We start from the raw sequence: 24,828 nt of genomic DNA, 5'->3' as shown, positions 1-24,828 counted from the left end.
AGGAGCAATAAATGGCTATCTACAAGGGTTTCCGGTTCCCCATCGAGTTCGACGAGGCTTTCGGTCAGGGCTTGGTCATGGTCGGTGAGGTGTCGCCGGACAACGAGTACCAGTCGCGTGAGGACCGTGCTTCGGGTCGTCCGGCGCGGCAGCGGGTCGACGAGGTGACGGGCAAGCGTCAGTGGAAGGTCACGGTGACCGACCCGGACGAGGTCAAGGCCAAGCGCGCGTCGTTCGAGATCACGCTGCTGGCCGATGTGCAGCCGGTGCCGACCACGTCCGAGGTGCTGCCGGGTATGCGGCCGATCGAGCTGGAGGGCCTGACGGCTGAGCCGAAGGTGGCTGGTCAGGGCGAGTTCAAGTACCAGTCGTACACGTTCCGCGCGACCGGCTTCAAGGCTGCGGCCGCTAGCGGTGCCTCGAAGTCGGGCCGGGCCTCAGGTTCCGCTGAGTCGACGCCCAAGGCTGCGTGATGCCGGGCGGGGTGCCGGGGAGCCGCTGCGTGGCCGTGGTTCCTCCGCACCTGGTCCAGGCGTGGGAGATGGCCTACCACCACTACAGCGCACTGAGGGCGCACGCGGTCGACTCCGTGGCGGCGCATGACCTAGCCGTTGCTTCCTTCGCGGTGGCGTCGGCCTGGCGGGACCTCGCTTCGGAAGGCCAGTTGCCGTGGTGGGTGCTCGCGGCCGTGACAGCGGCAGCTGAGGGATTCGAGGAGAACGCGCGGTCGTGGGAGATCCGCGCTCACAGTGAGGAGGAGCAGGGCCGTGGCGTTCAACGCGATGTGGAAGCCGGGGCCGCAGGCGGTCGCGGGGATGCAGGGCAATGGTTCGGCGAACCCGGCCCTAGTGATCTACCTCGATCCGGACAGCCTGGCGATCCTGCCGCCGTCCGACCCGGCCGCGTGGCCGGAATTCATCCGGCTCCTTCGCCAAATCCGCGACAGCGCGGACGAACTGGCCGTGTTCCTCGACAAGCACAAGGCGGTGCGTGATGACGACGCCCGGCCGGAATGAGCCGCAGACGCTGGCGGACGCACACGCCGTCGCTTCCGCTCGCCGCCCGAAACCCGGTTCGAACCTGTCGACGTGGCTGAAATTCCACAAGGAGAACGCGCGCATGTATCGCGCCGTGTCCGATGTGGACCGAGGTCACCACCACGAACTCCGCTACTGGGTCGGCTACGAGGAACGCAAGGCCGAGGAGGTGGCCGCGCAGATTCAGCAGGAGAAGTCGCAAGCCAGCTGAAAACTGAATGACAGAGCGAAAAACGCACGCGGGGACGTGCGGCGTACAAACACGTCCTCAAACGCTTTTCTTGTCCGGTAAGGCGCAGAAGCGGAATCCGGCTACCAACCTTGCCGCTCCTGCGCTGTCCACAACCTCTGGAAGTGAACAATGACAACGCTAAACGATGGCAACAAGCGGGCGCTAGACGGGGTCACCCGAACGCGCTGCACGGTTTGTAAGCGGTTCGCCAAGCTGCTGTCCGGCGAGACCGAATGCGCTCCCTGCCGGGGAATGCTTCCGCTGGACCTGACCGGCGGTGGTCGCCGATGAACGGGATCGGTGTCCTTCTCATCGGCGGCGGAGTGCTCGGCGTGGTGGTGTGGCTGCTGCACAAGCTCGGCCGCGCGCTCGCCACGATCCTGGAAGTCCTGGCGGCGGCCGCACTGGTGTTCATCGCCCTCTGGTGGCTACTCAAATCGTTGCTGTGGCTGGGAAAGCAAGTCATCACGCGCTGGCGGACCAGCCTCACCGTGGTAGCGATCATGGCGTGGTGGCAGTACCTCGGGTGGCTGTCCCTGGCGGTCATGACGAGCTTGGTCATTGCCGCGCTGACGTCGTGGCGGCTGCTCAACGTGGTGTCCTATGACCACCACTGCGGCCGGTTCCTGCGGTCCTGGTGGATGCGCTGGGCGGTCTACGCGCGCAAGCTCCCGGCCTGGCTGCACGCCTGCGGGCTGAGCATCCGGGACGAGACGCTGCCGGTGGAAGTCACGGTGAACCTGGTCGGCCGTCGACGTTTGCTGTCCCGCAAAGCCGCCTCGGCATCACGGGCCGTTCAGGTGCCCAAGGTGCTCAAGGTCCGGTCTGGGTCGTCGTGGGATGAGGTGCGGGTGCAGCTCGTTCCGGGACAGAAGCCCGAGGACTTCGACGAGGCCGCGCGGGCGCTGGCGGTGGCGCGCAAGGTCAAGCGGTGCCAGGTGCGGGAACTGGAGCCCAACGTGGTCTCCATCGACTTCCAGCGCCGTGACCTACTCAAATCCGCGGTGACCTCCCTGCCGGTTCCTGACCTGGTGGCACCCGATGGGCTCGGCGTGGCTCTGCGGCATGTGTGGTCCGGGACCACGGAGTACGGCTCGGACTGGCGGGTTCCGCTGGTCGGCTCGGGCGCGCACTGCCTGACCGCTGGCGCGACCGGATCGGGCAAGAACTCGGTCATGTGGTGCCCGCTCGTGTCGGCCGCACCCGCGATCAGGTCCGGTGTGGTCCGGGTGTCCGGCATCGATCCCAAGGGGATGGAACTCGCCTACGGGCGCGGGATCTTCGCCCGGTACGCGGTGACTGGCAAGCAGGCGCTCGAACTCCTCGACGGCCTGCTTGAGGAGATGGAAGCCCGCAAGCATGAGTTCGCCGGACGCGTGCGCATGATCCCGATCAGCGTCGAGCATCCGCTTGAAGTTCTGGAGTTCGACGAGATCGGCGCGCTGACCAAGTACACCGACCGCAAGACCCGTGACGCGATCGTGGAGAAGGTCGCGCTCCTCACCACGCAGGGCCGGGCCTTGGGGATCACGGTGCGCGGCTACGTCCAGGAACCCACAAAGGACACCGTCCCGGTTCGTGAACTGTTCCCGCGCCGTGTCTGTCTGCGGGTGACCTCTAAGACCCACGTCGGGATGGTCCTCGGCGACGGCGCGTACGAACGGGGCGCGTGGGCGAACCGCATCGGCGATTCCGAAGCCGGTGTCGGCTACGTCTGGGGCGAAGGCGTCCGCGAACCCTTACGCGTCCGGGCCGGTTGGGTCGCCGACGAGCAGATCAAGGCGCTGGAGACCTACGTGACCAACGGCGGCGCTCACATCGTCTCCGAGGGGAGGGCGGCATGAACCGGCTGATGGTCTTCCTCGACGCGCTCCGCGATCACCTCGACTCGTTCGCGCTTCCTCCGGCCGCGTCCGTCCGGGTCGGCGTGGGTCCTGATCCGATCACGGTGCAGCTCGACTCCGACCGTCTTGAGGACGTCGCCAGCGGACTGCTCACCTGGGCTACCTCGCTCGACGACGTGACGGCATCGCTATGGCGTCCTGCGGGCGGCGGGTCGGTGCACCTGGAACTCAGCGGCCGGACTCCCTGCGGCATCCCCGTGGTCGTCTACGGCGGTGTCTGGTTCGACGAAGCCACCTTCCCGGACCTGCCTGCGGGGATGCGGCAGGAGATGCCGGTGTTCGTCCTGCGGCAGTGGAACACGCCTGGGGAGGTGGCTGCCTGATGAATGCCCAGGAATCCGCGGTGACTATGCCGGCCAAAACCCGGGCCGCTCGAATGCGTGAGCCCCTGGCGTCGGACGTGGTGAAAGCGACCGCTGAGAAGCACGGCGTGTGCGTTCGGCCGTTCACGATGGAGGTCGGCGACACCGACACCGGCGAACTCCGCTACGTCCCCGTCCCGTGTGGCTCGACGGTCGAATCGGTCTGCCTGCCGTGCGCTCGCAAGGCGAAGGCACTGCGACAGGTCCAGTGCCGCGAGGGCTGGCACATAGACACCGAACCGGACTTCACCCCAGAGCCACCCTCCGAGACCCAAACGGAGCTGTTAGCGTTCCGGGCTGACCTCGTCGCCGCTTACCAGCAAGAGACGAACCAGGCCGAAGCCGACGAGCTGCGGGAGGAGATCCAGAGCGTCGACGACGAACTTCGGCAACTCGGGATGCGCGGCCGTCTCCCCTCGATCGACCTGCCCACCAAGAAGGCGGTGAAGCGCTCGACCAAGCGGCGGCAGGACGCGCCCAACCTACCTCGGCGCAAGGTCGCCAAGACCACCGTGGGCCGCGAGTATGCCGGGCGGTTCCGGCCGTCAATGTTCGTCACACTCACCTGCGACACCTACGGCCCAGTCCGCTCCGACGGCGCACCGGTCGACCCGGCGACTTACGACTACCGGCGGGCGGCTCGGGACGCGGTGCACTTCTCCGCACTGGTGGACCGCTGGTGGCAGAACCTCCGGCGCGTGGTCGGCTGGGACGCGCAGTACTTCGCCACCGTCGAACCCCAACGACGCGCGGCGCCCCATCTGCACGCGGCGATTCGGGGATCCCTCCCGCATGACGTGATCCGACAGGTCACCGAAGCGACCTATCACCAGGTCTGGTGGCCCAATCATGACCAGGTCGTCTACGTCGACCGGATGCCGGTCTGGGACGGCGACGCCAGAGTGTTCGTCGACCCCGACACCCGCGCACCGCTGACCGACTGGGACGACGCGATAGAGGCCGTGGAGCACCCGGCGCACGTGGTCACCTTCGGCCGTCAGGTCCACTCCAAGGGCATCCTCGGCGGGACCGAAGAAGCTGGGCGGCACATCGGGTATTTGACCAAGTACCTCACCAAATCCACGGGTGAGGTGGTCGAAGCCGACACGGTCCGGCAGAGGGATCACCACGACCGGTTGCACGCGGAACTATCGGTGACACCCTGCTCGCCTCGGTGCGCGGTGTGGCTGCTCTACGGCATCAACCCCAAGGGCGCCAACGGAAAGACCACACCGGGCCACTGCAAGGGCCGTGCTCATCGGCGGACCACCCTCGGCCTGCCGGGGCGCCGGGTGCTGGTCTCGCGCAAGTGGTCCGGCAAGACGCTCGTCGACCACAAGGCGGACCGGAAGGCGTTCGTCCTGCAAGCGCTGGCGGCGGTCGGGATCGAGAAACCGACACCCGACCCGGCACGGCTGGTCTGGCGCAAGGTCGACTCCGGCGACCCCTCCGTGCCACCACGGGACCACCTGGTCATGCACGCCATCTCCGAACGCATCACCTGGAAAGCCGAGTACGACAAAGCACTACTAGCCGCACAGAGTCCACCGAATCTTTCGGCAACTCCACTCGCGGCCTAAGGGGGATCACATGAACAACGTGCACGACATCGATCCACTCTGGACAGTGGAAGACGTCTCGGCATACCTCGGTGTCCCTGTCGGGACGCTGTACCAGTGGCGCAGCAAGGGCTACGGCCCTGCTGGCCGTCGCATGGGCCGATACGTGCGGTACCGCCCCGAGGACGTCCGGGCGTGGGTTGATCAGCTGGCCGTCGAGGTGGCCTGATGCCTCGGCCTCAACTGGAGATCGGAACGTACGGGGAGATCCGGTATTCGGCTGTTCCGGGCGGGTACCGGGCTCGTGCGCTGTTCCGCGACTTCGACGGCAAGACCCGCGAGGTAGAGCGGACTGGGAAGACGAAAGGCAAGGCCGCGCAGCGACTCAAGGACGTGTTCCGCGAATGGACCGGGTCGACGACTGGCGAGATCACGCGGGAGACGTACCTGAAGGTGCTGGCTGAAGTCTGGATGGACCAGGTGCGGCAAGACGTCGAGGACGGCAAGAAGTCGCCGACCACCGAGACCGCGTACGAATCGGTCTTGAACGCTCACGTTGTGCCCGGCCTCGGGGAGCTGCGGGTGCGGGAAGCCACCGTGATGCGGCTGGATCGCTTCCTTGGGGCTCTTCAGCTCAACGTCGGAGCTTCGACGGCGAAGACGGCGCGGACCGTCCTTTCGGGAATGCTCGGGCTGGCGGCTCGGTACGACGCGATCGACGGCAACCCCACTCGGGACACTCGGCGCATCCCGACGGCGAAGAAGAAGCCTCGCGCGCTGGACGCGGACGAACGCGCTGGGTGGCTGGCGCGACTGGAGGCGAGTGAGAAGGCGGTGCGCTGGGACCTGCCCGACTTGTCCCGGTTCATGATGGCGACCGGTGTCCGGGTCGGTGAAGCGCTCGCGACGTACTGGGAGGACGTCGACCTGATCGCGGGCACGGTCGATATCACGCACACCGTGGTCCGGATCAAGGGCCAGGGGCTGCTCCGCAAGCCGCGTCCGAAGAGCGAGTCGAGCAAACGCGCGCTCCCGCTCCCCTCCTGGGCCGTGGAGCTGCTGACGAAGCGGGCGGCGGCGTCTGGACCCATCTTCCCCAGCACGACCGGCGGAATGCGCGATCCGAACAACGTCCTGCGGGTCATCAGGGAAATCCGCGGTGGCGACCACTTCCTCTGGGTCACCTCGCACACCTTCCGGAAGACGACCGCGACCGCGCTGGACGACGCGGGGGTGCCGACGAGGCTGATCGCGGACCAGCTCGGCCACTCGCGGGTGTCGATGACGCAGGACAACTACCTGGAGCGGAAGACGGTCGACCCGGCCACGGCGAAGGCCCTGGAAGGGCTCCTGGATAAACCCGTTCAACCCAAAACCGGGGATAAACCGGGGAGATGATCTTGGTCTTGGGTGGCCACAACGCGTGGACCAGGCGAAAGAGTGGGCCGCCTGGGGCTCGAACCCAGAACCTACGGATTAAAAGTCCGCAGCTCTACCAATTGAGCTAACGGCCCGTGCGGCTGAGTCTAGTAGACCGCCGTCGGCCACCAGGATGCCGGGGCGGCCGCCGGAACGCCACGGAATTGTCGGGGGTCTCTGCCATGGTCGTGAGCATGGACACGATCCCCGACGAGAACTACGCGGCCAGCTGGGAGGGCGACCGTCCGGAGCCTCCGCGCGTGGCGAGCGAGCGCGAGATCCTGACGTCCACCCTCGACTGGCATCGCCGCACCTTCGAGCTGAAGTGCCAGGGGTTGACGCCGGAGCAGATGGCTCTGCGGGCGGTGGAGCCGTCGGGGTTGTCGCTGCACGGGCTGCTCAGGCACCTCACGGGTACCGAGCGCTGGTGGTTCCGCCTGCAGTTCGCGGGCGAGGACGTCCCGCTGCTCTATTACTCCGACGAGTGGCCTGAGCAGGACTTCGAGGACACCGGCGGCGACGTCGAGGCCGCGTGGGCGGCTTGGCATGAGGAGTGTGCGCGGTCGCGGGAGATCGTGGCGGCCGCGTCGCTCGACGACACGGGCAAGAGCCGGCGCGACGGGGAGCCGTTCTCGTTGCGGTGGCTGCTGACCCATCACATCGCCGAGTACGCGCGTCACGCCGGCCATGCGGACCTCCTGCGCGAGCGCATCGACGGGAGGACAGGCCACTGAAACCCTGAAATGCGATGCTGGGGTGATGAACGCCGATCCCGATTCCGGCCTCCTGTCCCCGGTCCGCGCCGGCACGCCAGCCGAGGCGGCGACGGGTGATCTCGCCTGGGTGCGGGCCTTGTTGGACGCGGAGGCGGCGCTCGCCAGGGCGCAGGCCAGTACGGGGCTGATCCCGCAGGCGGCCGCCGAAGCGATCACGGAGGCCGCCGCGTCGGCCGAGATCGACGTGGTCGCGTTGGCGAGGGCGGCTCGTGCGACGGCGAACCCGGTCGTGGGGCTGATCAAGGAGCTGACCGAGGCCGCCGGGACGGAGTACGTCCATCGCGGCTCCACCAGCCAGGACATCTTCGACACCGCGATGATGCTGGTCGCCGCGCGGACGCGGGCGCTCCTGGTCGCGGATCTCGAGGCGACGGCGGACGCGCTGGCGGACCTTGCCCACGCGCATCGCGACACGATCATGGCCGGGCGCACCCTCACCGCCCACGCGGTCCCGACCACGTTCGGGCTCAAGGCGGCGGGCTGGCGCCGGTTGACGCTCGACGCGCTCGACAGGCTGAACCGGGTCGTCCTCCCGGTCTCGCTCGGTGGCGCGGCGGGCACGAGGGCCGCGTACGCCGAGTACGCGCGCCTCGCGAACCTGCCCGACGGCTATCCGCAGCGGCTCCAGACGGCCTTCGCCGAGGAGACCGGTCTCGCCGAGACCACACTCCCCTGGCACACGCTCCGCACCCCGACGGCCGACCTCGCGGCCGCCCTCGCGTTCACGGCGGCCGCACTCGGGAAGATCGCGGTCGACGTGCAGTTCCTGACGCGCACCGAGGTCGGGGAGGTCACCGAACCGGCGGGCGAGGGTCGTGGCGGCTCCTCGGCGATGCCGCACAAGCGCAATCCGGTGCTCGCGACGCTGATCCGGTCGGCCGCGCTCCAGGTCCCGGTGCTGGCCACCGGCGTCACCCAGGCCCTGGTCTCCGAGGACGAACGGTCCGCGGGCGCTTGGCACGCCGAGTGGCAGCTGCTGCGCGAATGCCTCCGCCTGACCGGCGGTGCCGCGCATACGGCCGCCGAGCTCGCCCGCGGTCTGGTGGTCGACGACGGGCGCATGCGCGAGAACCTCGGCCTCACGCACGGCCAGATCGTCTCCGAGCGCTTGTCGACCGTGCTCGCCCCGCTGCTCGGCAAGGCGCGGGCCAAGGAGATCCTCGGGGAGGCATCGAAGCTCGCGCTGGAGCAGGACAAGCCGCTCGGCGAGGTTCTTTCCGGCCTGCCGGAGATAACCGGAGTGCTCCCTGCGGATTCCCTTGCCGAGCTGCTGGATCCGGCGAACTACACCGGGTCGGCCGGAGTGCTCACCGACGCCGCGCTGGAGGACCGCGAAGAAAACCCGAAAACTCCTTGAACCGGTCCCGCGCCGGCTCCGTGTAGGGGGTACAAGCTCACCGCGCCAAGCCGCGGAACCCCTACGAACAAGGAGAAATCCCATGCTTCGCAAGCGTTTCGTCGTCGCAGCGGCGTCCGCGGCCGTGGGCCTGGTCGCGCTGTCGGCCTGCTCCGGCGGCACCGAGACGGCGGCACCGGCCGTCGCTCCCGCCGCCGCGGTGGCCGGGGCGGGAGGGAACGCCCCCGCGGCCAAGGGTGAGACCAAGCTGGCCGTGGCCGAAGCCGGTGATCTCGGTCAGGTGCTCGTCGACAAGGACGGATTCACCTTGTACCGCTTCGACAAGGACAGCGCGAAGCCGCCGAAGTCCAATTGCGACGGTGACTGCGCGAAGACCTGGCCGCCGGTGCTCGCCGAGGGCGAAGTCCAGATCGAGGGCGTGGATCAGGCGCTGGTCAGCGAAGTGACCCGCACCGACGGCCGCAAGCAGGTCACCGTCGACGGCTGGGCGCTTTACCGCTACGCCAAGGACGCCAAGGCGGGCGAGGCGAAGGGACAGGGCGTCGGCGGCACCTGGTACGCCGCGAACGCCAAGGGCGGCAAGGCCGGCCAGGCGGCCAAGGAAGCCAAAGAGGCTCCTGCCGAACAAAAAGAGGGCGACACGAAGCTGGTCGCGAGCAACGTCGACGGTATCGGACCGGCCATTGTGGACAAGGAGGGCTTCACCCTCTACATGTTCACCAAGGACAAGAAGAACAAGCAGCCGACCTGCAACGGTGACTGCGCGAAGACCTGGCCGCCGGTGCTCGCCGAGGGCGAGGTCCAGCTCGAAGGCATCGACCAGAAGCTGCTCGGCACGGTGAAGCGCGCGGACGGCACCACGCAGGTCACCGTCGGCGGCTGGGCCGTCTACCGCTACGCCAAGGACGCGAACGCCGGCGAGGCGAACGGGCACGGCGTCGGCGGCACCTGGTTCGTGATCGAGCCCGCCGGCTGCAAGAGCACCGCGCCGGTGAAGAACAAGGCCGCGCAGAGCGGGAACGCCACCTCCAAGAAGGAGGCCGACGCTCCCGCCCAGGAGTACGGCTACTGAGACCTAGTGGGCGAGGCCCGGCGGTCGCTCTTCACGAGCGGCGGTCGGGCCTTTTTCATGCTTCGGCCGTCGCGAGCCGTCGGGAAGGGGGTCGACGACCGTTGCGCTGTCGGCCCGGTCCGTCACCACGTTCTCCTCTTCGTCCTCCGGCAGCAGCACCTTGTGCCGCGCGGGCAGGAACGCGATCAGCAGCCCGAGGGCGGCGAGGCCGAGGTGCAGCCAGTTGTCCGTCGCGTTGAGGTTGAACGGGTTCCCCGCCTCTGATACCGGATTCGTCGAAACGGTCCCGGCGATCATCAGACCCCAGACGAACAGCGCCCCGAAGGCGGCGAACGTCAGGAGACCGAAGACCCTGGACCGGCCCGAGCCGAAGGTCAGCAGCAGACCGATCACGCCCAGCACGACGAACCCGAGGTTGTAGAGGGGATTCACCGAGAACCCGAGCACCGTCTCGTCGCTGCGACCGGCGAAATCGGCGAATCCGGTCCTGGTGAAGCCCACGATCCCGAACACCAGGAAGGCCAGGCTCGACAGCCCGGCGAGAACCTGCGCGGGCTGGACACCCGCCGTCCGGATACGAGCGCGTTGTGTACGTGCCATTGCTCCGCCTCCCAGAGTTGGCGACCTGATTTCAGGCTTGGGGGCCGGATACCCCGGGGCCCTCCTGGGCAAACCGAGGCGTCCGAACGGCCTAATCCGTGAACACGAACGAGTGATCCGGTCAAGAAGTCGTGTGGGCAAGGTGAGCGGAGTCTTCCTCCTGGTGGGGCTGTGCCTGGGAGCCATCCTCGCGATGGTGCTGCTTCCGTCGCCGCGGCCCGGCCCGGCGGCCGTCGTGGCCGCGGCGTCGGAGGACACGGTGATCACCCTCGAAGCGGAGCCGGAGCCGGTGCCGGTCGAATCCCCGCCCCCGTCCTCCTCGGTGGTGCCAGGACCACCGCCGAAGACCGTCGACATCGACGCACTCCCAGGCCTCGTCCCCGGCGGGCAGGTGAGCGTGGTCGTCTACGACCGCGCCGCCAAGAAGACCACGGTCTCCGTCAAGGCGGACCGGCCGTACACCTCGGCTTCGCTGGTGAAACTCCTCATCGCGCTGGAAGCGCTTCAAGCGGGCGCACCGGCGAGCAGCGTGCAGCGGATGCTCTCGGCCAGCGACGACGACATCGCCAGCAGGCTGTGGACGGCTTACGGTGGACCCGCCATCGTCACCCGCTGGGCGACCAAGATCGGCCTCGGCGGCACGCGTCCGCCCGAAGATCCCGGCCGCTGGGGCGACACGCGGATCACCGCCGCGGACGTCGCGAAGATCTACCGCTACCTGCTGGACCAGGCGGGCGCGGGGACGCGGACGACGATAATGCGGGCGTTGAGCGGCGCGACGGAGAGCGGTTCCGACGGCGTCCGGCAGTACTTCGGCATCCCGGACGCCGTCGGTTCCCTTCGCTGGTCGATCAAACAGGGCTGGGCGTGCTGCCGCGGCTCGCGGATCCTGCACAGCTCCGGCACCGTCGGCGACGACGATCGCCGCATCGTCGTCGTCCTGACGTCTCAACCGACGTCGACCACCTACACCGGCGCCGGCAGGCGGGTGACCGAGGTGGTGAAGGCGCTTCGACCAGCTATTGACGATGTGTAAACAAGGTGGGACAGTGGCCTCACGCCACTCTCTCGGGAGGTCGTCATGAGCACCGAGGCCCACCTGCCCGCCCTGGCCCCGCTCGGCCCGGATTCCGTCGCCTGGCGAGTGGTCGGCGACCGGAGACTGCTGCTCGGCGCGGGAACGGCGTTGCTGCTGCAGGTCGCGCATCCGGTGGTCGGCGCCGGCGTCCACGACCATTCGAACTACACCGAAGACCCGTGGGGCCGCCTCGACCGGACCATCGACTCCTTGCTGTGCCAGGTTTTCGGCGGCCGGGAAGCGGTCGCGGAGGCCGAGCGGCTCCGCGAGCTGCACAAGGCGATCAAAGGCGTCGACCACCACGGCGACCGCTATCACGCGCTGAACCCCGAGGCTTACTGGTGGGTGCACGGATCGACGTTCTGGACGACGGTCCGCCTGCAGGAGATGTTCATACATCCCTTGTCCCACACCGAAAAGCGCCACTTCTACGCGGAATGGCGGCGCCTCGGCCTGCTGCTCGGCCTTCGCGAGCACCACATGCCCGAGGACTTGGAAGGATTCGACGCCTATTTCGACGACGTCGTCGCGAACCGGCTCGAGGACAACCACACGGTCCGGGAACTGCTCCACTCGATCACCATGCGGGACACGCCACCGCCGCCGTGGTGGTTCCTGCCGGAGGCCTTGTGGCGCCCCGTCCGGCCGGTGGGCGGGAACGTGCTGACCCTGTGCGCGATCGGCCTGCTGCCCCAGCCGCTTCGCGATCGCTTGAGTCTCAAGTGGACGGACGCGGACGAGCGCAGGCTTCGGCGGCTTGGCACCGTCATGAAGGTGGCCGGAAACCGCGTTCCCGACCGGCTTCGGTTGTACCCCAGGGCATACCGCGCCTAGCTACTCGACGACGTCGACCAGCGCGCCCTTGGCGCCGGTGTTCGGCAACGGCCACGGTTTGACCCCGCCGCCGCCGACGATCTTCTTGTCCTGCGGCGCGCCCGGCGGCGCGGTACGCGCGCCGATCCACGCCAGCACGTCCGGGATCTGCGCCTTGAAGGTGTTCATGTTGTGCCCGGCGTCGGGGATCCGCCAAGTGGACAGCGTCGCGGGCGCGCGGACGGCGGACTGGAGCTGGTCGAGCGAGAAGCTCTCGAAGCTTTCCTTGTCCCCCGCGATCGCGAGGATGTCGACCGGCGACGGATGCTTCTGCAGGGTCAAGGTGATCGTGTTCGCGTCGACGATGTCCTGCCTGCCCTTGAAAAGGTTCTCCGTCTCCGCGTCGACCGAAGCCTTGTAGTAGCCGCTGACGCTCGCCGCCTGGCCGTACCACTGCGGGTGCCGGGTCACCAGGTTCATCGCGCAGTAGCCGCCCGATGACCAGCCCGCCATCGTCCATGCCTTCCGCTGCGTACTCGCGCCCAGCTTCTCGATGGCCCAGTCGCGGAGGTCGGCGCTCAGGTAGGTGTCGTTGGGAGCGCCGTTGACTTCGTCGACGCATTCGGTGTCGTGGCCGACCTTCGGTTTCCCGGTCGGATCCGGGATGATCACCAGGGTCGGCGGGAGCACGTGTTTCGCGATGGCTTCGTCGAGCCTGGCCGGCATCCCGTACGGGCCGGTGACCACTTCCGGACCGGACGGATAGTTCGGGATCCATTCGATGACCGGGAATTTGAGCGACCGGTACGCGGGATCGTAGTACTGGGGCGGAAAATACACCGAGACGTCGCGCGTGAGGCCGGTGCGCTTGCCGGTCACCGTCATGTGCACGACGGAACCCTTGCCCTCCTTGGCCCGCATCGCTCCGGCGTCACGCAGTTTGTCGAGGTCCGAGCCGTTCTCGCCGGCGACGGCGTCGACGTTTTCCGCCGAGTACACGCCGGTGCCGAACAGGGCGCCGACCGTCGGGAAGAACCCGCCGATCATGTTCCCGCCCATTCCGGTGCTGACCACGATCAGCACCACCGCCATGAGAATGGTGGCGCTGCGGCCGAGAAGCTTGCGGCGCCAGCGTTCCCAGAAGAACGGTACGGCGATGATCGCGAGCAGGGTCAGCACCACGACGATGACGAGGTTCAGTGTGGAATCGAGCCGGATGGCACTCAGTCCCAGTCCCATGGCGATCGTGTCCCTCTCCGGCGGCGGCACGCCCCCGCACCGCGCTTCCCACATCTGGATCAAGAGACGTGCGACCACCGGAAAGTGTTGTCCAGGGTGACGGGTGTCACCCTGGACAACTCGCTCAGCCTTCGAGTGCGGCGCGCAGCACCCCGATCGCCTGCGCGATCGCGGCTTCCGCGGCTTGCGTTCCGCGCAACGTGTTGAGCATGACGAAGTCGTGCACGATGCCCTGGTATCGCACGGCGGTCACCGGAACTCCGGCCTGACGCAGCTTGGCGGCGTACGCCTCGCCTTCGTCGCGCAGGACGTCGGCCTCGGCGGTGATCACCAGCGCGGGCGGCAAGCCCGCGAGGTCGTCGAGGCTCGCCCGCAGCGGCGAAGCGGTGATTTCCGCGCGCTGCGCCGGATCGGTCGTGTACTGGTCCCAGAACCACTTCATGCCGTCGAGGGCGAGGAAGTAGCCCTCGGCGAACCGCCGGTAGGACTCGGTGTCGAAGTTCGCGTCGGTGACCGGGTAGAAGAGCACCTGCTGCCGGAAGGCGATGTCGCCGCGCTGCTTCGCGAGCAGGGTCAGCGCGGCGGTCATGTTGCCGCCGACGGAGTCGCCGGCGATCGCGATCTTCGTGCCGTCGAGCCCGTTTTCGGCGCCGTGCTCGGCGACCCACTTCGCCACCGCGTAGCTCTGCTCGATGGCGACCGGGTAACGCGCTTCCGGCGAGCGGTCGTATTCGGGGAAGACGACGGCCGCGCCCGCGCCGACGGCGAGCTCGCGCACCAAGCGCTCGTGGGTGTGGAAGTTCCCGAAGACCCAGCCGGCGCCGTGGATGTAGACGATCACGGGCAGCGGGCCGGTCACGCCCCGGGGCCGGACGATGCGGACCTCGACGCCGTCCACGTGCGTGGTCTCGACGTCCGCGGCGGGCAGTTCGACATCGCCGCCTTGGACCTCGTCGACGGCCTTGCGTCCTTCCTCCGGCGGCAACTGGAAGAGGAACGGCGGGGTGGCGGTGGCCTCCACGAAAGCCTGCGCGGCCGGTTCGAGGGCCAGGTTGTGCGGGTTGGCGGTCATTTCTGCCTCCTGGGTTCCGAAGTCGATGCGACAAAGGTAGCTCGCAACTCAGTTGCGCACAACTAAAATGCACTCAAGGAGATTTGGCTCACTCGAGTGGCGGTCTGCGGCATGATCGACGCACCATGGGGACGAGGAGGACCGATGCCGAAGGACAACACCGGATCGCTGTGCCTGGACGATCAGCTGTGTTTCGGGCTCTACGCGGCATCGCGGGCCGTGACCGCGCTCTACCGCGTGGTACTCGACGATCTGGGCCTGACCTATCCGCAGTACCTGGTGATGCTCGCCCTCTGGGAGGAGGACGAGCGGCTCGTCAAGGAACTCGGCACCGTGCTGAACCTCGACTCCGGAACCCTGTCGCCGCTGCTCAAGCGGCTGGAGAAGTCCGGGCTGGTCGAGCGCGTCCGGCAGGCCGACGACGAGCGGTCCGTGCGCATCAGCCTGACCGGGGACGGCGCCCGGCTCCGGGAGCGCGCGAGCGGGATCCCGAAGATCATCGGCGACGCGATGGGCCTCGACGCGGCCGGTCTCGCCCGCACCCGCGCGGAACTCGATCGCTTGACCGAATCCGTGAACGCCTACCGCGAGGCCTACGTCCCGGCCGGTTAGCATGGAATTTCCGGCGCGGACAAAGGGATGACGATGATCGATCACGACGCGGCGCTCAAGGCCGTCGAGAACAGCTTGGACCGGCCGTCCGCGGCCCGCGTCTACGACTACTTCATCGGCGGCGACACGCACTACGCCATCGACCGCAACTTCGCCGAGAAGGTGCGCGAGCGCCTGCCGCTCATGGGCGACTACTGCAAGACCAGCAGGCAGTTCCTCGGCCGGGCCGTGCGGCACTGCGCCGGACTGGGCATCCGCCAGTTCGTCGACATCGGTTCCGGCCTGCCCACGGCGGGCAACGTGCACGAGGTCGCCGACGAGGCGCGACCGCAGGAGGACACGCACGTCCTCTACATCGACAACGAGCCGATCGCGCTCGCGCATTCGACGCTGCTGCTCGCCGACACCGCGGACCCGGAGCGTCACCATGCGATCGCCGCCGACCTGTTCGACCCCGAAGACCTCTGGGAGCGGGTGATGGACTCCGGCATCATCGATGTCCGGGAGCCGGTCGCGCTGGTGGTCAACGCGGTCATGCACTTCATCAAGGACGAGCAGGACCCCGACGGGCTGCTGGACTTCTACCGCGACCGGCTCGCGCCGGGTTCACTGCTGGTGCTCTCGCAGATGACCAACGAGAACCCGGCCAACGAGGACGAGAAGCAGGCGCTTCTGGACCTCCTCAAGTACTACGAGACCACGACCAACCCCGGTTTCCTGCGCACCATGGACGAGTTCCGGCGGTTCTTCGGCGGCTGGCCGCTGCTGGAGCCGGGCCTGGTCTACGCGCCGGCGTGGCATCCGGACGAGAAGACGATCTTCGCCGCGAACCCCTCGGAGTCCCGCGTCATCGGGGGTATCGCCCGCAAGCCGTAACACTTGTGACCCACGTCGCCTTGCCGTGCAACTAGGTGCATATGAAACTAGGTGCATGGCACTGGAGCACGCGATCCTGGTCTCACTGTCCGAGCGGTCCGGCTCGGGCTACGAGCTGACGCGCCGCTTCGAGAAGTCCATCGGGTTGTGGTGGAGTGCCACCCACCAGCAGATCTACCGCGTCCTGAAGCGGATGGAGGACGCGGGCTGGGTCGCCGTCGCGTCGGTCGCGCAGTCCGGGAAACCCGACAAGAAGGTCTACACCGTCGGCGACGCGGGGCGGGCCGAACTCGCCCGCTGGCTCGCCGAGCCCGATCCGTCGGCCACCGCCAGGGAGCTCGCCGTGAAGATCCGCGGCGCCACCCTCGGCGACCCGGCCGCCGTCGCCGCCGAGGTCGCCCGGCATCGCGACGCGCACGCGGCACGACTCGACGCCTACCTGCTGATCGAGAAGCACGACTTCCCCGACCCGAGCGTCCTCAGTGGACAGTCGTTGCATCAGTTCCTCGTGCTGCGCGGAGGAATCCGAACCGAACAGGGTCACGTCGAGTGGCTCGAGGAAGTCCTCCGGGCATTCCACCACGATGCGTAAGGACCAGCGATGAGCCCGTACCCGAACCTGCTGTCCCCTCTCGACCTCGGCTTCACCACCCTGCGCAACAGGGTGATCATGGGTTCGATGCACACCGGCCTCGAAGACAAGGAAGCGCATTTCCCGCAACTGGCCGAGTACTACGCCGAACGCGCCCGCGGCGGCGTCGGGCTGATCGTCACCGGCGGCTTCGCCCCGAACCGGACCGGCTGGCTCCTGCCGCTGGCGTCGAAACTCTCGACGCGCGCGGAAGCCAAGGCGCACAGGCGACTCACCGATCCGGTACATGAGGCGGGCGGCAAGATCGCGCTGCAGATCCTGCACGCGGGCCGGTATTCCTACCATCCGCTGAGCGTTTCCGCGTCGGGCATCAAGGCGCCGATCAATCCCTTCAAACCGCGGGCCCTTACCGGATACGGCGTGCTGCGCCAGATCCGCGCGTTCGCCGATTGCGCCTTCCTGGCCAAGGAAGCGGGCTACGACGGCGTCGAGATCATGGGCTCCGAGGGCTACTTCATCAACCAGTTCCTCGCCGAGCGGACCAACAAGCGCACCGACAAATGGGGCGGCAGCGCGGAAAACCGCCGAAGGATCGCCGTCGAGATCGTGCGCCGTACGCGCGAGGCGGTCGGCGAGGACTTCATCATCGTCTATCGACTGTCCATGTTGGACCTCGTCGAAGGCGGACAGCGCTGGGAAGACGTCGTCGCGCTGGCCAAGGAGGTCGAAGAGGCGGGCGCGACGATCATCAACACCGGCATCGGCTGGCATGAGGCGAGGGTGCCGACGATCGTGACGTCCGTGCCGCGCGCGGCGTTCACCTGGGTGACCGGCAAGCTCAAACCGCACGTCGGGATCCCGGTGGTCACGTCGAACCGGATCAACATGCCCGAGGTCGCCGAGGAGGCGCTGGCGAGCGGCGACGCGGACCTGGTGTCGATGGCGCGGCCGTTCCTCGCCGATCCGGAATGGATCCGCAAGGCCGAGAGCGGGCGCGAGGACGAGATCAACACCTGCATCGCCTGCAACCAGGCCTGTCTCGACCACGCGTTCAAGCGCAAACTGGTGTCCTGCATGGTGAATCCGCGCGCCGGCCACGAGACGACGCTGACGCTTTCGCCCACGCGCAAGACCAAGCGCGTCGCCGTCGTCGGCGCGGGTCCCGCGGGGCTCGCGGCCGCGACCGGCCTCGGCGAACGCGGGCACACGGTCGAACTGTTCGAAGCCGACGACGAGATCGGCGGCCAGTTCGGGATCGCGCGGAAGATCCCGGGCAAGGAGGAGTTCGCGGAGACCATCCGCTACTACACGCGGCGGCTGGAGGTCACCGGCGTCAAGGTGCACCTGGGCACGCGCGTGGCCGCGGCCGATCTGATCGACGCCGGGTTCGACGAGGTCGTACTGGCCACCGGCGTGACGCCGCGGGTGCCGTCGCTCCCCGGTATCGACCATCCCAAGGTTCTGTCCTATGTGGACGTCGTCCGGCACGGGAAACCGGTGGGCGGCAAGGTCGCCGTGATCGGCGCCGGCGGAATCGGCGTGGACGTCAGCGAATTCCTGACGCACACCACCTCCCCGGCGCTCGATCTGGACGCCTGGATGGCCGAATGGGGCGTCACCGATCCCGAGCGGGCCGCGGGCGGGCTGACCGAGCGGAAGGTCGAGCCGTCACCGCGGCAGGTCTTCCTCCTGCAGCGCAAGAAGTCCGGCATCGGCGCGGGACTGGGCAAGACCAGCGGCTGGGTGCACCGGGCCGCGCTGAAGGCCAAACGCGTCGAGCAGCTCACCGGGGTCACCTACGATCGGATCGACGACGACGGCCTGCACATCACCGTCGGTGACAAGCCGCGCGTGCTCGATGTGGACAACGTCGTCGTCTGCGCGGGGCAGGAGCCGGTGCGCGACCTGGTGGACGACCTGCGCGCGGCCGGGCTGCCGGTGCATCTCATCGGCGGCGCCGACGTCGCGGCCGAACTGGACGCCAAACGGGCCATCGATCAGGGAACCCGCCTCGCCGCCGTTCTCTGACGAGTGGCCTCACAGATGGCAGGATGAACCCTTGTGCGGGACGTATGCGTGATCGGGCTCGGGTTGATCGGTGGTTCGCTGCTGCGCGCGGCGCATTCGATCGGCCGCACCACGTTCGGGGCGACGACCTCCGAAGCTGACGCGGACGCCGCCAGCAGAGCGGGTTTCGACGTGACGACGCAGGTCGAAGCCGCGCTGGGCAAGGCGGCCGAACGGGACGCGATGATCGTGCTCGCGGTGCCGCTGCCCGCGGTCGAGGAGGTGCTCCGGACCGTTTCGCGGGTCGCCGGGCACTGCGTGCTCACCGACGTGACCAGCGTGAAGGGCCCGGTGCTCGACTCGGTCCGCCGTCGCGCGCCGTACGCGAAGTTCGTCGGTGGGCATCCGATGGCCGGGACGGCGAACTCCGGCTGGAAGGCGAGCGACCCGGCGCTGTTCGGCGGCGCGGCCTGGGTGCTGGGCGTCGAACACGACACAGATCTGACCGCTTGGGCGGAGGTCGCCCGGCTGGTGCTGGACGTCGGCGCGCATGTCGTACCGCTGCCGGCGGACTCGCACGACGAGACGGTCGCGCGGATCTCGCATCTGCCGCATATCTTCGCGGCCATCCTGGCCACGATCGGCGCGCAGGGCGGGCCGCTGGCGATGGCGCTGGCCGCCGGGTCCTACACGGACGGCACGCGGGTGGCCGGGTCGAGCCCGGCGCTGGTGCGGGCGATGACCGAGGGCAACCGGGACGCGCTGCTGCCGATCGTCGACGAGGCGCTCGGGCGGCTGGGTGCCGCGCGGGGTTCGCTGGCTTCGACGGGCGGCCTCGCGGTGACGGTCAACGCGGGTCACGAAGGGGCGCAAGCGTTCGCGGCCGCCAAGGACGCGGAACGCGCGGGGGTCCGGGTCAGTCTGAGCGCGCCGGACGCGCGCGACGGCCTGATCGCGCTCGGCGAGCGCGGCGGCCGGATCACGGCGATCGACGGCGACACCGCGATCGGCGAGGTCTCTTGACGCGTTTCGTCCTCTGAACGCGGTCCTTGCACACGCAAGTACCGCATCCAGAGGACGAAACGCGGGAGGTCACCGGCCCTGCGGCGGGTTCTGGGGCGGGGTGTCGGGGGTGTCGTCGAACTTGTTGATGAAGCCCTTCGCCTTCTCGACCCCGGAGTCGATCTGCGAGTCGTGACCGGAGAACTTCGACTTCGCGAAGTCCGCCGCCTTGTCCAGGCCGCCCTCGATCTTGTCGTTGTGCTCGCGGAGAGCGTCGGTGGCCTTGTTCTTCAATTCGTCGAAGTTGATGCCCATGGCCACATCGTCACACAGGTACGGGCGAAGACGCCCCGGCGATCACCCGTCGTGGGGACGCTCAGAACGGCCGGTCGCCCACGATGGCGACGCGTTCGGCCACGCGCGCGTACGGGTGGTAGTCGTTGACGGCGTAGTGCTGGGTGGCGCGGTTGTCCCAGAAGGCCACCGAACCCGGCCGCCAGCTGAAGCGCACCTGGAACTCCGGGATATGCGCCCGGCTGAACAGGTAGCGCAGGAGCCTGTCGCTCTCGTCGCGTTCCATGCCGACGATGTGCGTCGTGAACGCCTGGTTCACGAAGAGGGTGCGCCGCCCGGTCTCCGGATGCGTGCGGACGACCGGATGCTCGACCGGCGGGAACGCGTCCTGGTGGCGCAGCAGTAGTTCCGGATCGGAGAAGCGGTCGAAGCCGGGGATGAAGTCGTGCACCGCGGTCAAGCCGTCGATCCGCTCGCGGACCTCTTCCGGCAGGTTGTCGTAGGCGGCGGCCATGTCGGCCCACATCGTGTCTCCGCCGACCGGCGGGATCTCGATCAGCCGCAGCACCGAACCGAGCGCGGGCTCGGGGCGGAAGGTGACGTCGACGTGCCAGATGTTCTCGAACGCGGGCATGCTCGCCGAGCGGGTGAACCGGGTGGTGTCCTCGGTCGCCCCTTTCGGGATGAACGGGTTCGTCTCCAGTTCACCCCAGTGGGCGGCGAAGGCGCGCTGGTGCTCCGAAGTGATGTCCTGGTCGCGGAAGAACAGCACCTTCCACTCCAGCAGCGCGCGATTCAGCTCGGCGTGGAGTGCGGGCGTCAGTGGCCGGGCGAGGTCGACGCCGCCGATCTCGGCACCGATCACCCGTCCCAGCGGGCGCAGCGCGAAAAGCTCGTACGGGCGTTCTTCGGCACCCTCCGGCAGGCGCCGCAGCAGCCGCGGCCCTTCGAGGATCCCGCCGTCGGGGACGGTCGCGGGGCGGAGGCGGACACGGTCGGGCAGTGCGATGGACATACGTGCTCCCTGGATTCACCGGTCGGATGACTTGGCGAGATGAGGAGCTACGCGGGCGGGGAACCCAAACGTCCACGGCGCAGGAGCAATGCGGCAATGCCTTCGCCGGCCGAACGTGTCGGCGCGGACTCCCAGTGGACGGACACGGGGCCATCGTGGGCGCGTTTTGGCGTGCGGTCAATACCGTCCACCGGACGGGACGATCATCGCCTCCGCTCGGAGGGGAAGCTGCCCGACCAAGTGTTCCGCTCCTCGCGTGGGCGCAGCGCCTCGGCCAGCACCCACTGTGAGTGCGTCGTGCCGCCCCGGCCGACCGGACCGAGCTGGAAGGTGACCCAGCCGACCCAGTGTCCCGTCGTCGTCGCCCGCCACATCCCCAGCAGCCCGGGGACGGTGCCGGTCAGATCCAGGCCGTCGGGCAGGCGGGTCTTCACCGCGCCGACGGGGTACACCAGCTTGAGATCGACCCAAACGGGCTGGTTGGGCCGGACCATGTGCAGGTGACGCGGCCCCGGCGGCAGCGTGTCACCAGTGTCGAGCATGCGTCGATTATGCGTGAAAACTCGAACATTAGTTCGAGATGATGCTCACCCTCCCCCGTACGGGTGGTCGCATGGCTAGGGTCGGCGGCATGCTCGTCTGGATCAACGGCCCGTTCGGCGGCGGCAAGACGCAGACCGCGCACGAACTGCACCGGCGCCTTCCCGGCAGCGTCCTGTCCGATCCCGAGGTCGCGGGGTTCGGGCTGCAGCGGATGATGCCGCCGCGGCTGCGCGGCGACTTCCAGGATCTCGCCGCCTGGCGTCAGGGTGTTTTCGAGGTGCTCGACCTGGTGCTCGGCAAGCAGGACGGTCCGGTGATCGTGCCGATGACGCTGGTGGAACCCCGGTACTTCGAGGAGATCGTCGGCAGGCTGGCCGGCCGCGGGCACGACGTCCGGCACTTCGCGCTGCTGGCCGAACGCGAGACCGTGCTGCGACGGCTGAGCGAACGCGGCATCGTCCATTCCGTACGGCGGAAGGGGCGGCCACCGAAGCGCGAGAGTTTCGCGGTGTCGAAGCTCGACCTCTGCCTGGACCGGCTGAGCGGTGCGGAGTTCGGTGAGCACATCCACACGGACACGCTCACCGTCGCGCGGGTCGCCGATCGGATCGCCGCGTCGGCCGGGCTGACCCTTGCCCCGAACACGGACGGCGCGCTGCGGGGTTTCGCACGTCGCAAGTGGACGAGCGTCAAGCACATCCGGTTCGGCTGACGCTCAGGCGCGGCGGTGGTAGGGCAGGAACCGCCGGACCAGCCGCAGCGGCGCGCGTTCGACGAGATCGGGACCGCGCACGGCGTCGAAGGCGGCGCCGATCTGGTCGACGACGCCGGACAGCTGCTCGTTGTCGGGCATCGGCATCTCCGCCGGCTCCCGTTCTTCGCGAACGGCGGCCGCGAGTTCGGAGAGGGCGGCCGTCAGGAGGGCGATATCGGCGTCGGCCGGGGCCGGGGCACCGCGGCCGAGGGTGACGCCGACCTCGGTGACGGCGTCGGCGACGCGTTCGAGCCCGGCGATCACCGGCCACCAGGCGACGGCCTGCCGCCCGGCCGCCGAGGGTTCGACGACGACCTGCTGGAACGCGGTCCGCAGGTCGGCCAGCGCGCGGTAGGCGCGGCGACGCGCGCGGGACCGTTCCAAGCGCGCTTCGCCCGACGGCGCGAGCACGAGCCCCTTGTCGACGTATTGCACCAGGCTGTCGAGGCTGTCGGCGAGCCGTCCGCCGACCTGCGGCCGCCGGCTGCCCGGCCAGAGCAGGTAGCCGAAGAGCAGGACGATCGCGCAGCCGAGCACGGTGTCCACGAGCCGCGCGAGCACGACGTCCCAGCTTCCGGTGCTGGCGAGATCCATCTGCAGGATGATCAGCGGCGTCACGAAGGCGCTGAGGATGCCGTAGTTGCGGACCTTGCCGACCGCGACGCCGCCCGCGAACACGGCGATCAGCAGGACCAGCAGCCAGCCTTCGCCGCCCGCGGCGAGCACGGCCGCGCCGATGCCCACGCCGATCACCGTGCCGATGCCGCGCAGCACCGCGCGGCCGAACACCGAGCCGAAGTCCGGTTTGAGGACGATGCCGACGGTGAGCGTGATCCAGTAGGACCGTTCGAACGGGACGAGCAGCGCGACCACTTCGGCGATCGCGACGCACAACGTGAGGCGGAGCGCGGCGAACCAGGTGAGCGGGCCGGAGATCAGCGACCCCGCCCAGCCGCGAAGACGTTTGTGCCACGGCTGGATCTCGCGCCGTTTCCGGTTGTCGCCCTTGCCGATCCGGCCGAGCCCGGCGTAGAGCGCGGCGAGGACCGGGTCGGCGTCTTCGGGCGCTTCGGGCGGCTCCGGCAGTTCCTGGTTCGCGAGTACGGCCGCCGAAGTCGCGATGAAGTGGTCGATCACGTCTTCCGGGGCACGGCGGCCGGCGTTGACCATCGCGACGGACGCCTCGACGGCGGGGGTGCTGGCGGAAAGCAGGTTGAGCAACTGGCGGTAGGTGGCGTCGCGGCCCGACAGCCAGGAGCGCGCAGTGAGCAGCCGGTCGTACGCGGTGTTCATCGCGGTCGTGAGCTGGTGGCGCGCGACGCGGGAGGTGGCTTCGTCGGTCGCGGACAGCATCGCGGCGAGTTCGACGTAGACGTGCGCCACTGCGCCGCGTTCGGGGCTGGTGGCGCGGAAGGTCCAGGTGGCGAGCGCGACGAGCAGGCTCCAGGCCGCGCCGGCGCAGAAGTAGCCGAGGAGGACTTCGACGCGCAGGCCGGTGAGGTGCTGGCCGGTGCCGAGGACGCAGAAGACGAACATCTGGAGCCCGGCGACCGACGCGTTGCTGCCCGCCGCGCTGATCAGCGCGGACACCGCCGCGACCCCGACGACGACCGGGATGGACGCGGCCGGGATACCGCCGGTGATCAGCCCGGCGAAGTAGCCGAGGCCTGCCGCCGCGGTGGCGCCGCCGAGCCGCCGGGCGCGGTAGCGGTACGGGCCGGCGGATTCGGAGAGGACGGTGGGGAGGGCGCCGGTGGAGATGAGCGCGCCGACACCGATGTCGCCGAGCGCGTAGCCGACGGCCAGCGGAACGGCGAGGGCGAGGACGGCGCGGGCGACCATGTTCCACGGAATGGGAACCGGTGTGCTGCGGAGCAGCTGCACCAGCCAATGTGGTGCGGCGATCTCGCGGCGCGTCGTGCTCACGCCCCTATCTTGACTTATCCGTGGCTGCCGGAGCGGTTATCGTCGCCACATGGGCAAGACGTACTCCTTCGAGGTCAACCGGACGAGCAGCGCCTCGCCCGCTTCGCTGTTCGCGCTGGAGGCCGATGGTTCCCGGTGGTCGGAATGGGCGAAGCCGGTGGTGTTCCACTCGCGCTGGGCGCGGAAGCCGGACGCGGGCGGAGTGGGCGCCGTCCGGGCCGTCGGGCTGTGGCCGGTGTACGTCCACGAAGAGACGCTGGAGTACGAACAGGACCGAAAGCACGTCTACGGCTTCGCGGGTCTCGCGCCGCTGAAGGACTACCGCGCCGAAGTCTCGTTCACGCCGAACGCCTCCGGCGGCACGGATCTGCGCTGGGCGGGCCGGTTCACCGAACCGCTGCCCGGCACGGGCGCCGCCGTTCGCACGGCCCTGCGCGCCGTGATCTCGATCCTGGCCACCCGCCTGGTGAAACACGCGGAACGCCGCTGAGCGTCTCGCGAGTGGTAAGGACGGTTCTAGCCAAGGGTCTTCAGGTACCTACTGGCTCCCGGCCGCTGGTGATCCCGGGTCCGGTCCGACCTGGGGTTCTGGAGGTGGTGTCGCGAAAGCCACTTTCGGGGCACACACCGGTAGAAAATGGGGGTTAGGACACCCGAGGCACGGCGGGGGGCCCCCCCCGCCCCCCC

General features: G+C 68.7%; 27 protein-coding genes and 1 tRNA gene. 20 read left to right on the top strand and 8 right to left on the bottom strand.

Translation table 11 applies throughout. The annotated features are described in order from the left end of the window. The first annotated feature begins 11 nt into the window (after window positions 1-11). From ACFVM3_RS22580 to ACFVM3_RS22545, 8 genes are all read left to right on the top strand, one after another. The gene (locus ACFVM3_RS22580; RefSeq protein ID WP_378441443.1) at window positions 12-473 is read left to right on the top strand and encodes a hypothetical protein; all 462 of its coding nucleotides are present in this window, start codon (window positions 12-14) and stop codon (window positions 471-473) included. A gap of 294 nt (window positions 474-767) precedes the next feature. Continuing rightward, on the top strand, window positions 768-1,016 hold the full coding sequence (locus ACFVM3_RS22575) for a hypothetical protein (protein WP_219146367.1): 249 nt from the start codon (window positions 768-770) through the stop codon (window positions 1,014-1,016). Beyond that, entirely contained in the window at window positions 994-1,248 is a 255-nt protein-coding gene (locus ACFVM3_RS22570; protein ID WP_378441441.1) for an AMED_5909 family protein, read from the top strand. The genes ACFVM3_RS22575 and ACFVM3_RS22570 overlap by 23 nt, the downstream gene beginning before the upstream one ends. 308 nt (window positions 1,249-1,556) lie before the next feature. Next, window positions 1,557-3,113: an FtsK/SpoIIIE domain-containing protein gene (locus ACFVM3_RS22565; RefSeq protein WP_378441439.1), complete on the top strand. Its 1,557-nt coding sequence runs from the start codon at window positions 1,557-1,559 to the stop codon at window positions 3,111-3,113. Continuing rightward, window positions 3,110-3,496, top strand: a complete 387-nt coding sequence (locus ACFVM3_RS22560; RefSeq protein WP_378441437.1) for a hypothetical protein — start codon at window positions 3,110-3,112, stop codon at window positions 3,494-3,496. Before ACFVM3_RS22565 ends, ACFVM3_RS22560 begins: the two co-directional genes overlap by 4 nt. Beyond that, window positions 3,496-5,115, top strand: a complete 1,620-nt coding sequence (locus tag ACFVM3_RS22555) for a replication initiator (protein ID WP_378441436.1) — start codon at window positions 3,496-3,498, stop codon at window positions 5,113-5,115. The genes ACFVM3_RS22560 and ACFVM3_RS22555 overlap by 1 nt, the downstream gene beginning before the upstream one ends. Before the next feature lie 10 nt (window positions 5,116-5,125). Then, window positions 5,126-5,323 carry an AlpA family transcriptional regulator gene (locus ACFVM3_RS22550; protein WP_034319955.1) on the top strand — a complete coding sequence of 66 codons (198 nt, stop codon included), beginning with the start codon at window positions 5,126-5,128 and terminating at the stop codon, window positions 5,321-5,323. Further along, window positions 5,323-6,492, top strand: coding sequence for a tyrosine-type recombinase/integrase (locus ACFVM3_RS22545; protein WP_378441434.1), 1,170 nt, complete (start codon window positions 5,323-5,325; stop codon window positions 6,490-6,492). Before ACFVM3_RS22550 ends, ACFVM3_RS22545 begins: the two co-directional genes overlap by 1 nt. A 43-nt stretch (window positions 6,493-6,535) precedes the next feature. Here the strand turns inward: ACFVM3_RS22545 and ACFVM3_RS22540 are convergent. After that, a tRNA-Lys gene (locus ACFVM3_RS22540) sits at window positions 6,536-6,608 on the bottom strand. Between the two features lie 99 nt (window positions 6,609-6,707). On the opposite strand from ACFVM3_RS22540, the gene ACFVM3_RS22535 reads away from it, so the two are divergent. The 3 genes from ACFVM3_RS22535 (at window position 6,708) to ACFVM3_RS22525 (ending at window position 9,718) form a co-directional block, all read left to right on the top strand. After that, window positions 6,708-7,247, top strand: a complete 540-nt coding sequence (locus tag ACFVM3_RS22535; RefSeq protein WP_378441499.1) for a DinB family protein — start codon at window positions 6,708-6,710, stop codon at window positions 7,245-7,247. 25 nt (window positions 7,248-7,272) lie between these two features. Next, complete coding sequence (locus ACFVM3_RS22530) at window positions 7,273-8,646, top strand: lyase family protein (RefSeq protein WP_378441432.1); 1,374 nt, start codon at window positions 7,273-7,275, stop codon at window positions 8,644-8,646. Between the two features lie 82 nt (window positions 8,647-8,728). Further along, window positions 8,729-9,718 carry an SCO0930 family lipoprotein gene (locus ACFVM3_RS22525; RefSeq protein WP_378441430.1) on the top strand — a complete coding sequence of 330 codons (990 nt, stop codon included), beginning with the start codon at window positions 8,729-8,731 and terminating at the stop codon, window positions 9,716-9,718. Between the two features lie 3 nt (window positions 9,719-9,721). On the opposite strand, the gene ACFVM3_RS22520 is transcribed toward ACFVM3_RS22525, so the two are convergent. Beyond that, on the bottom strand, window positions 9,722-10,318 hold the full coding sequence (locus ACFVM3_RS22520; protein WP_378441428.1) for a DUF4383 domain-containing protein: 597 nt from the start codon (window positions 10,316-10,318) through the stop codon (window positions 9,722-9,724). A gap of 133 nt (window positions 10,319-10,451) precedes the next feature. Between ACFVM3_RS22520 and ACFVM3_RS22515 the strand changes: the two genes are divergently transcribed. After that, entirely contained in the window at window positions 10,452-11,354 is a 903-nt protein-coding gene (locus ACFVM3_RS22515; protein ID WP_378441426.1) for a hypothetical protein, read from the top strand. Between the two features lie 45 nt (window positions 11,355-11,399). After that, window positions 11,400-12,230, top strand: a complete 831-nt coding sequence (locus tag ACFVM3_RS22510; protein ID WP_378441425.1) for an oxygenase MpaB family protein — start codon at window positions 11,400-11,402, stop codon at window positions 12,228-12,230. On the opposite strand, the gene ACFVM3_RS22505 is transcribed toward ACFVM3_RS22510, so the two are convergent. Together ACFVM3_RS22505 and ACFVM3_RS22500 are read right to left on the bottom strand one after the other, a co-directional pair. Then, window positions 12,231-13,448 (bottom strand): alpha/beta hydrolase, encoded by a 1,218-nt coding sequence (locus tag ACFVM3_RS22505; RefSeq protein WP_378441423.1) that lies wholly within the window; start codon window positions 13,446-13,448, stop codon window positions 12,231-12,233. A gap of 124 nt (window positions 13,449-13,572) precedes the next feature. Further along, the gene (locus ACFVM3_RS22500; RefSeq protein WP_378441421.1) at window positions 13,573-14,520 is read right to left on the bottom strand and encodes an alpha/beta hydrolase; all 948 of its coding nucleotides are present in this window, start codon (window positions 14,518-14,520) and stop codon (window positions 13,573-13,575) included. A gap of 144 nt (window positions 14,521-14,664) precedes the next feature. On the opposite strand from ACFVM3_RS22500, the gene ACFVM3_RS22495 reads away from it, so the two are divergent. Genes ACFVM3_RS22495 through ACFVM3_RS22475 form a run of 5 tightly spaced genes read left to right on the top strand, consistent with a single transcriptional unit; the run spans window position 14,665 to window position 19,630 of the window. After that, complete coding sequence (locus tag ACFVM3_RS22495; RefSeq protein WP_378441419.1) at window positions 14,665-15,132, top strand: MarR family winged helix-turn-helix transcriptional regulator; 468 nt, start codon at window positions 14,665-14,667, stop codon at window positions 15,130-15,132. 27 nt (window positions 15,133-15,159) lie between these two features. Then, complete coding sequence (locus ACFVM3_RS22490) at window positions 15,160-16,008, top strand: SAM-dependent methyltransferase (RefSeq protein ID WP_378441417.1); 849 nt, start codon at window positions 15,160-15,162, stop codon at window positions 16,006-16,008. A gap of 55 nt (window positions 16,009-16,063) precedes the next feature. After that, window positions 16,064-16,600 (top strand): PadR family transcriptional regulator, encoded by a 537-nt coding sequence (locus tag ACFVM3_RS22485; protein ID WP_378441415.1) that lies wholly within the window; start codon window positions 16,064-16,066, stop codon window positions 16,598-16,600. Between the two features lie 9 nt (window positions 16,601-16,609). Beyond that, the gene (locus tag ACFVM3_RS22480) at window positions 16,610-18,628 is read left to right on the top strand and encodes an FAD-dependent oxidoreductase (RefSeq protein WP_378441413.1); all 2,019 of its coding nucleotides are present in this window, start codon (window positions 16,610-16,612) and stop codon (window positions 18,626-18,628) included. 48 nt (window positions 18,629-18,676) lie between these two features. Beyond that, window positions 18,677-19,630, top strand: coding sequence for a prephenate dehydrogenase (locus tag ACFVM3_RS22475; protein WP_378441497.1), 954 nt, complete (start codon window positions 18,677-18,679; stop codon window positions 19,628-19,630). A gap of 69 nt (window positions 19,631-19,699) precedes the next feature. Here the strand turns inward: ACFVM3_RS22475 and ACFVM3_RS22470 are convergent, their stop codons facing one another. The 3 genes from ACFVM3_RS22470 to ACFVM3_RS22460 form a co-directional block, all read right to left on the bottom strand. Beyond that, window positions 19,700-19,924: an antitoxin gene (locus ACFVM3_RS22470; protein ID WP_378441411.1), complete on the bottom strand. Its 225-nt coding sequence runs from the start codon at window positions 19,922-19,924 to the stop codon at window positions 19,700-19,702. 61 nt (window positions 19,925-19,985) lie between these two features. Then, window positions 19,986-20,918: a TauD/TfdA dioxygenase family protein gene (locus tag ACFVM3_RS22465; protein ID WP_378441409.1), complete on the bottom strand. Its 933-nt coding sequence runs from the start codon at window positions 20,916-20,918 to the stop codon at window positions 19,986-19,988. Window positions 20,919-21,121: 203 nt separating this feature from the next. Next, a complete protein-coding gene (locus ACFVM3_RS22460) occupies window positions 21,122-21,460 on the bottom strand; it encodes a hypothetical protein (RefSeq protein WP_340686730.1) in 339 nt (112 codons plus the stop codon). A gap of 71 nt (window positions 21,461-21,531) precedes the next feature. Between ACFVM3_RS22460 and ACFVM3_RS22455 the strand changes: the two genes are divergently transcribed. Further along, a complete protein-coding gene (locus ACFVM3_RS22455) occupies window positions 21,532-22,173 on the top strand; it encodes an AAA family ATPase (RefSeq protein ID WP_378441407.1) in 642 nt (213 codons plus the stop codon). 3 nt (window positions 22,174-22,176) lie between these two features. Here ACFVM3_RS22455 and ACFVM3_RS22450 read toward each other — a convergent pair whose 3' ends face one another. Then, on the bottom strand, window positions 22,177-24,141 hold the full coding sequence (locus ACFVM3_RS22450) for an FUSC family protein (RefSeq protein WP_378441405.1): 1,965 nt from the start codon (window positions 24,139-24,141) through the stop codon (window positions 22,177-22,179). 49 nt (window positions 24,142-24,190) lie between these two features. Here ACFVM3_RS22450 and ACFVM3_RS22445 point away from each other — a divergent pair, with 49 nt between their 5' ends. Further along, window positions 24,191-24,631, top strand: a complete 441-nt coding sequence (locus tag ACFVM3_RS22445) for an SRPBCC family protein (protein ID WP_378441403.1) — start codon at window positions 24,191-24,193, stop codon at window positions 24,629-24,631. Window positions 24,632-24,828: the final 197 nt, after the last annotated feature.

It is taken from the genome of Amycolatopsis sp. NPDC057786 (assembly GCF_042797905.1).
Classification (GTDB): Bacteria; Actinomycetota; Actinomycetes; order Mycobacteriales; family Pseudonocardiaceae; genus Amycolatopsis.
The sequence above is the reverse complement of the archived record's forward strand: the minus strand, read 5'-3'. Positions and strand labels throughout refer to the sequence as shown.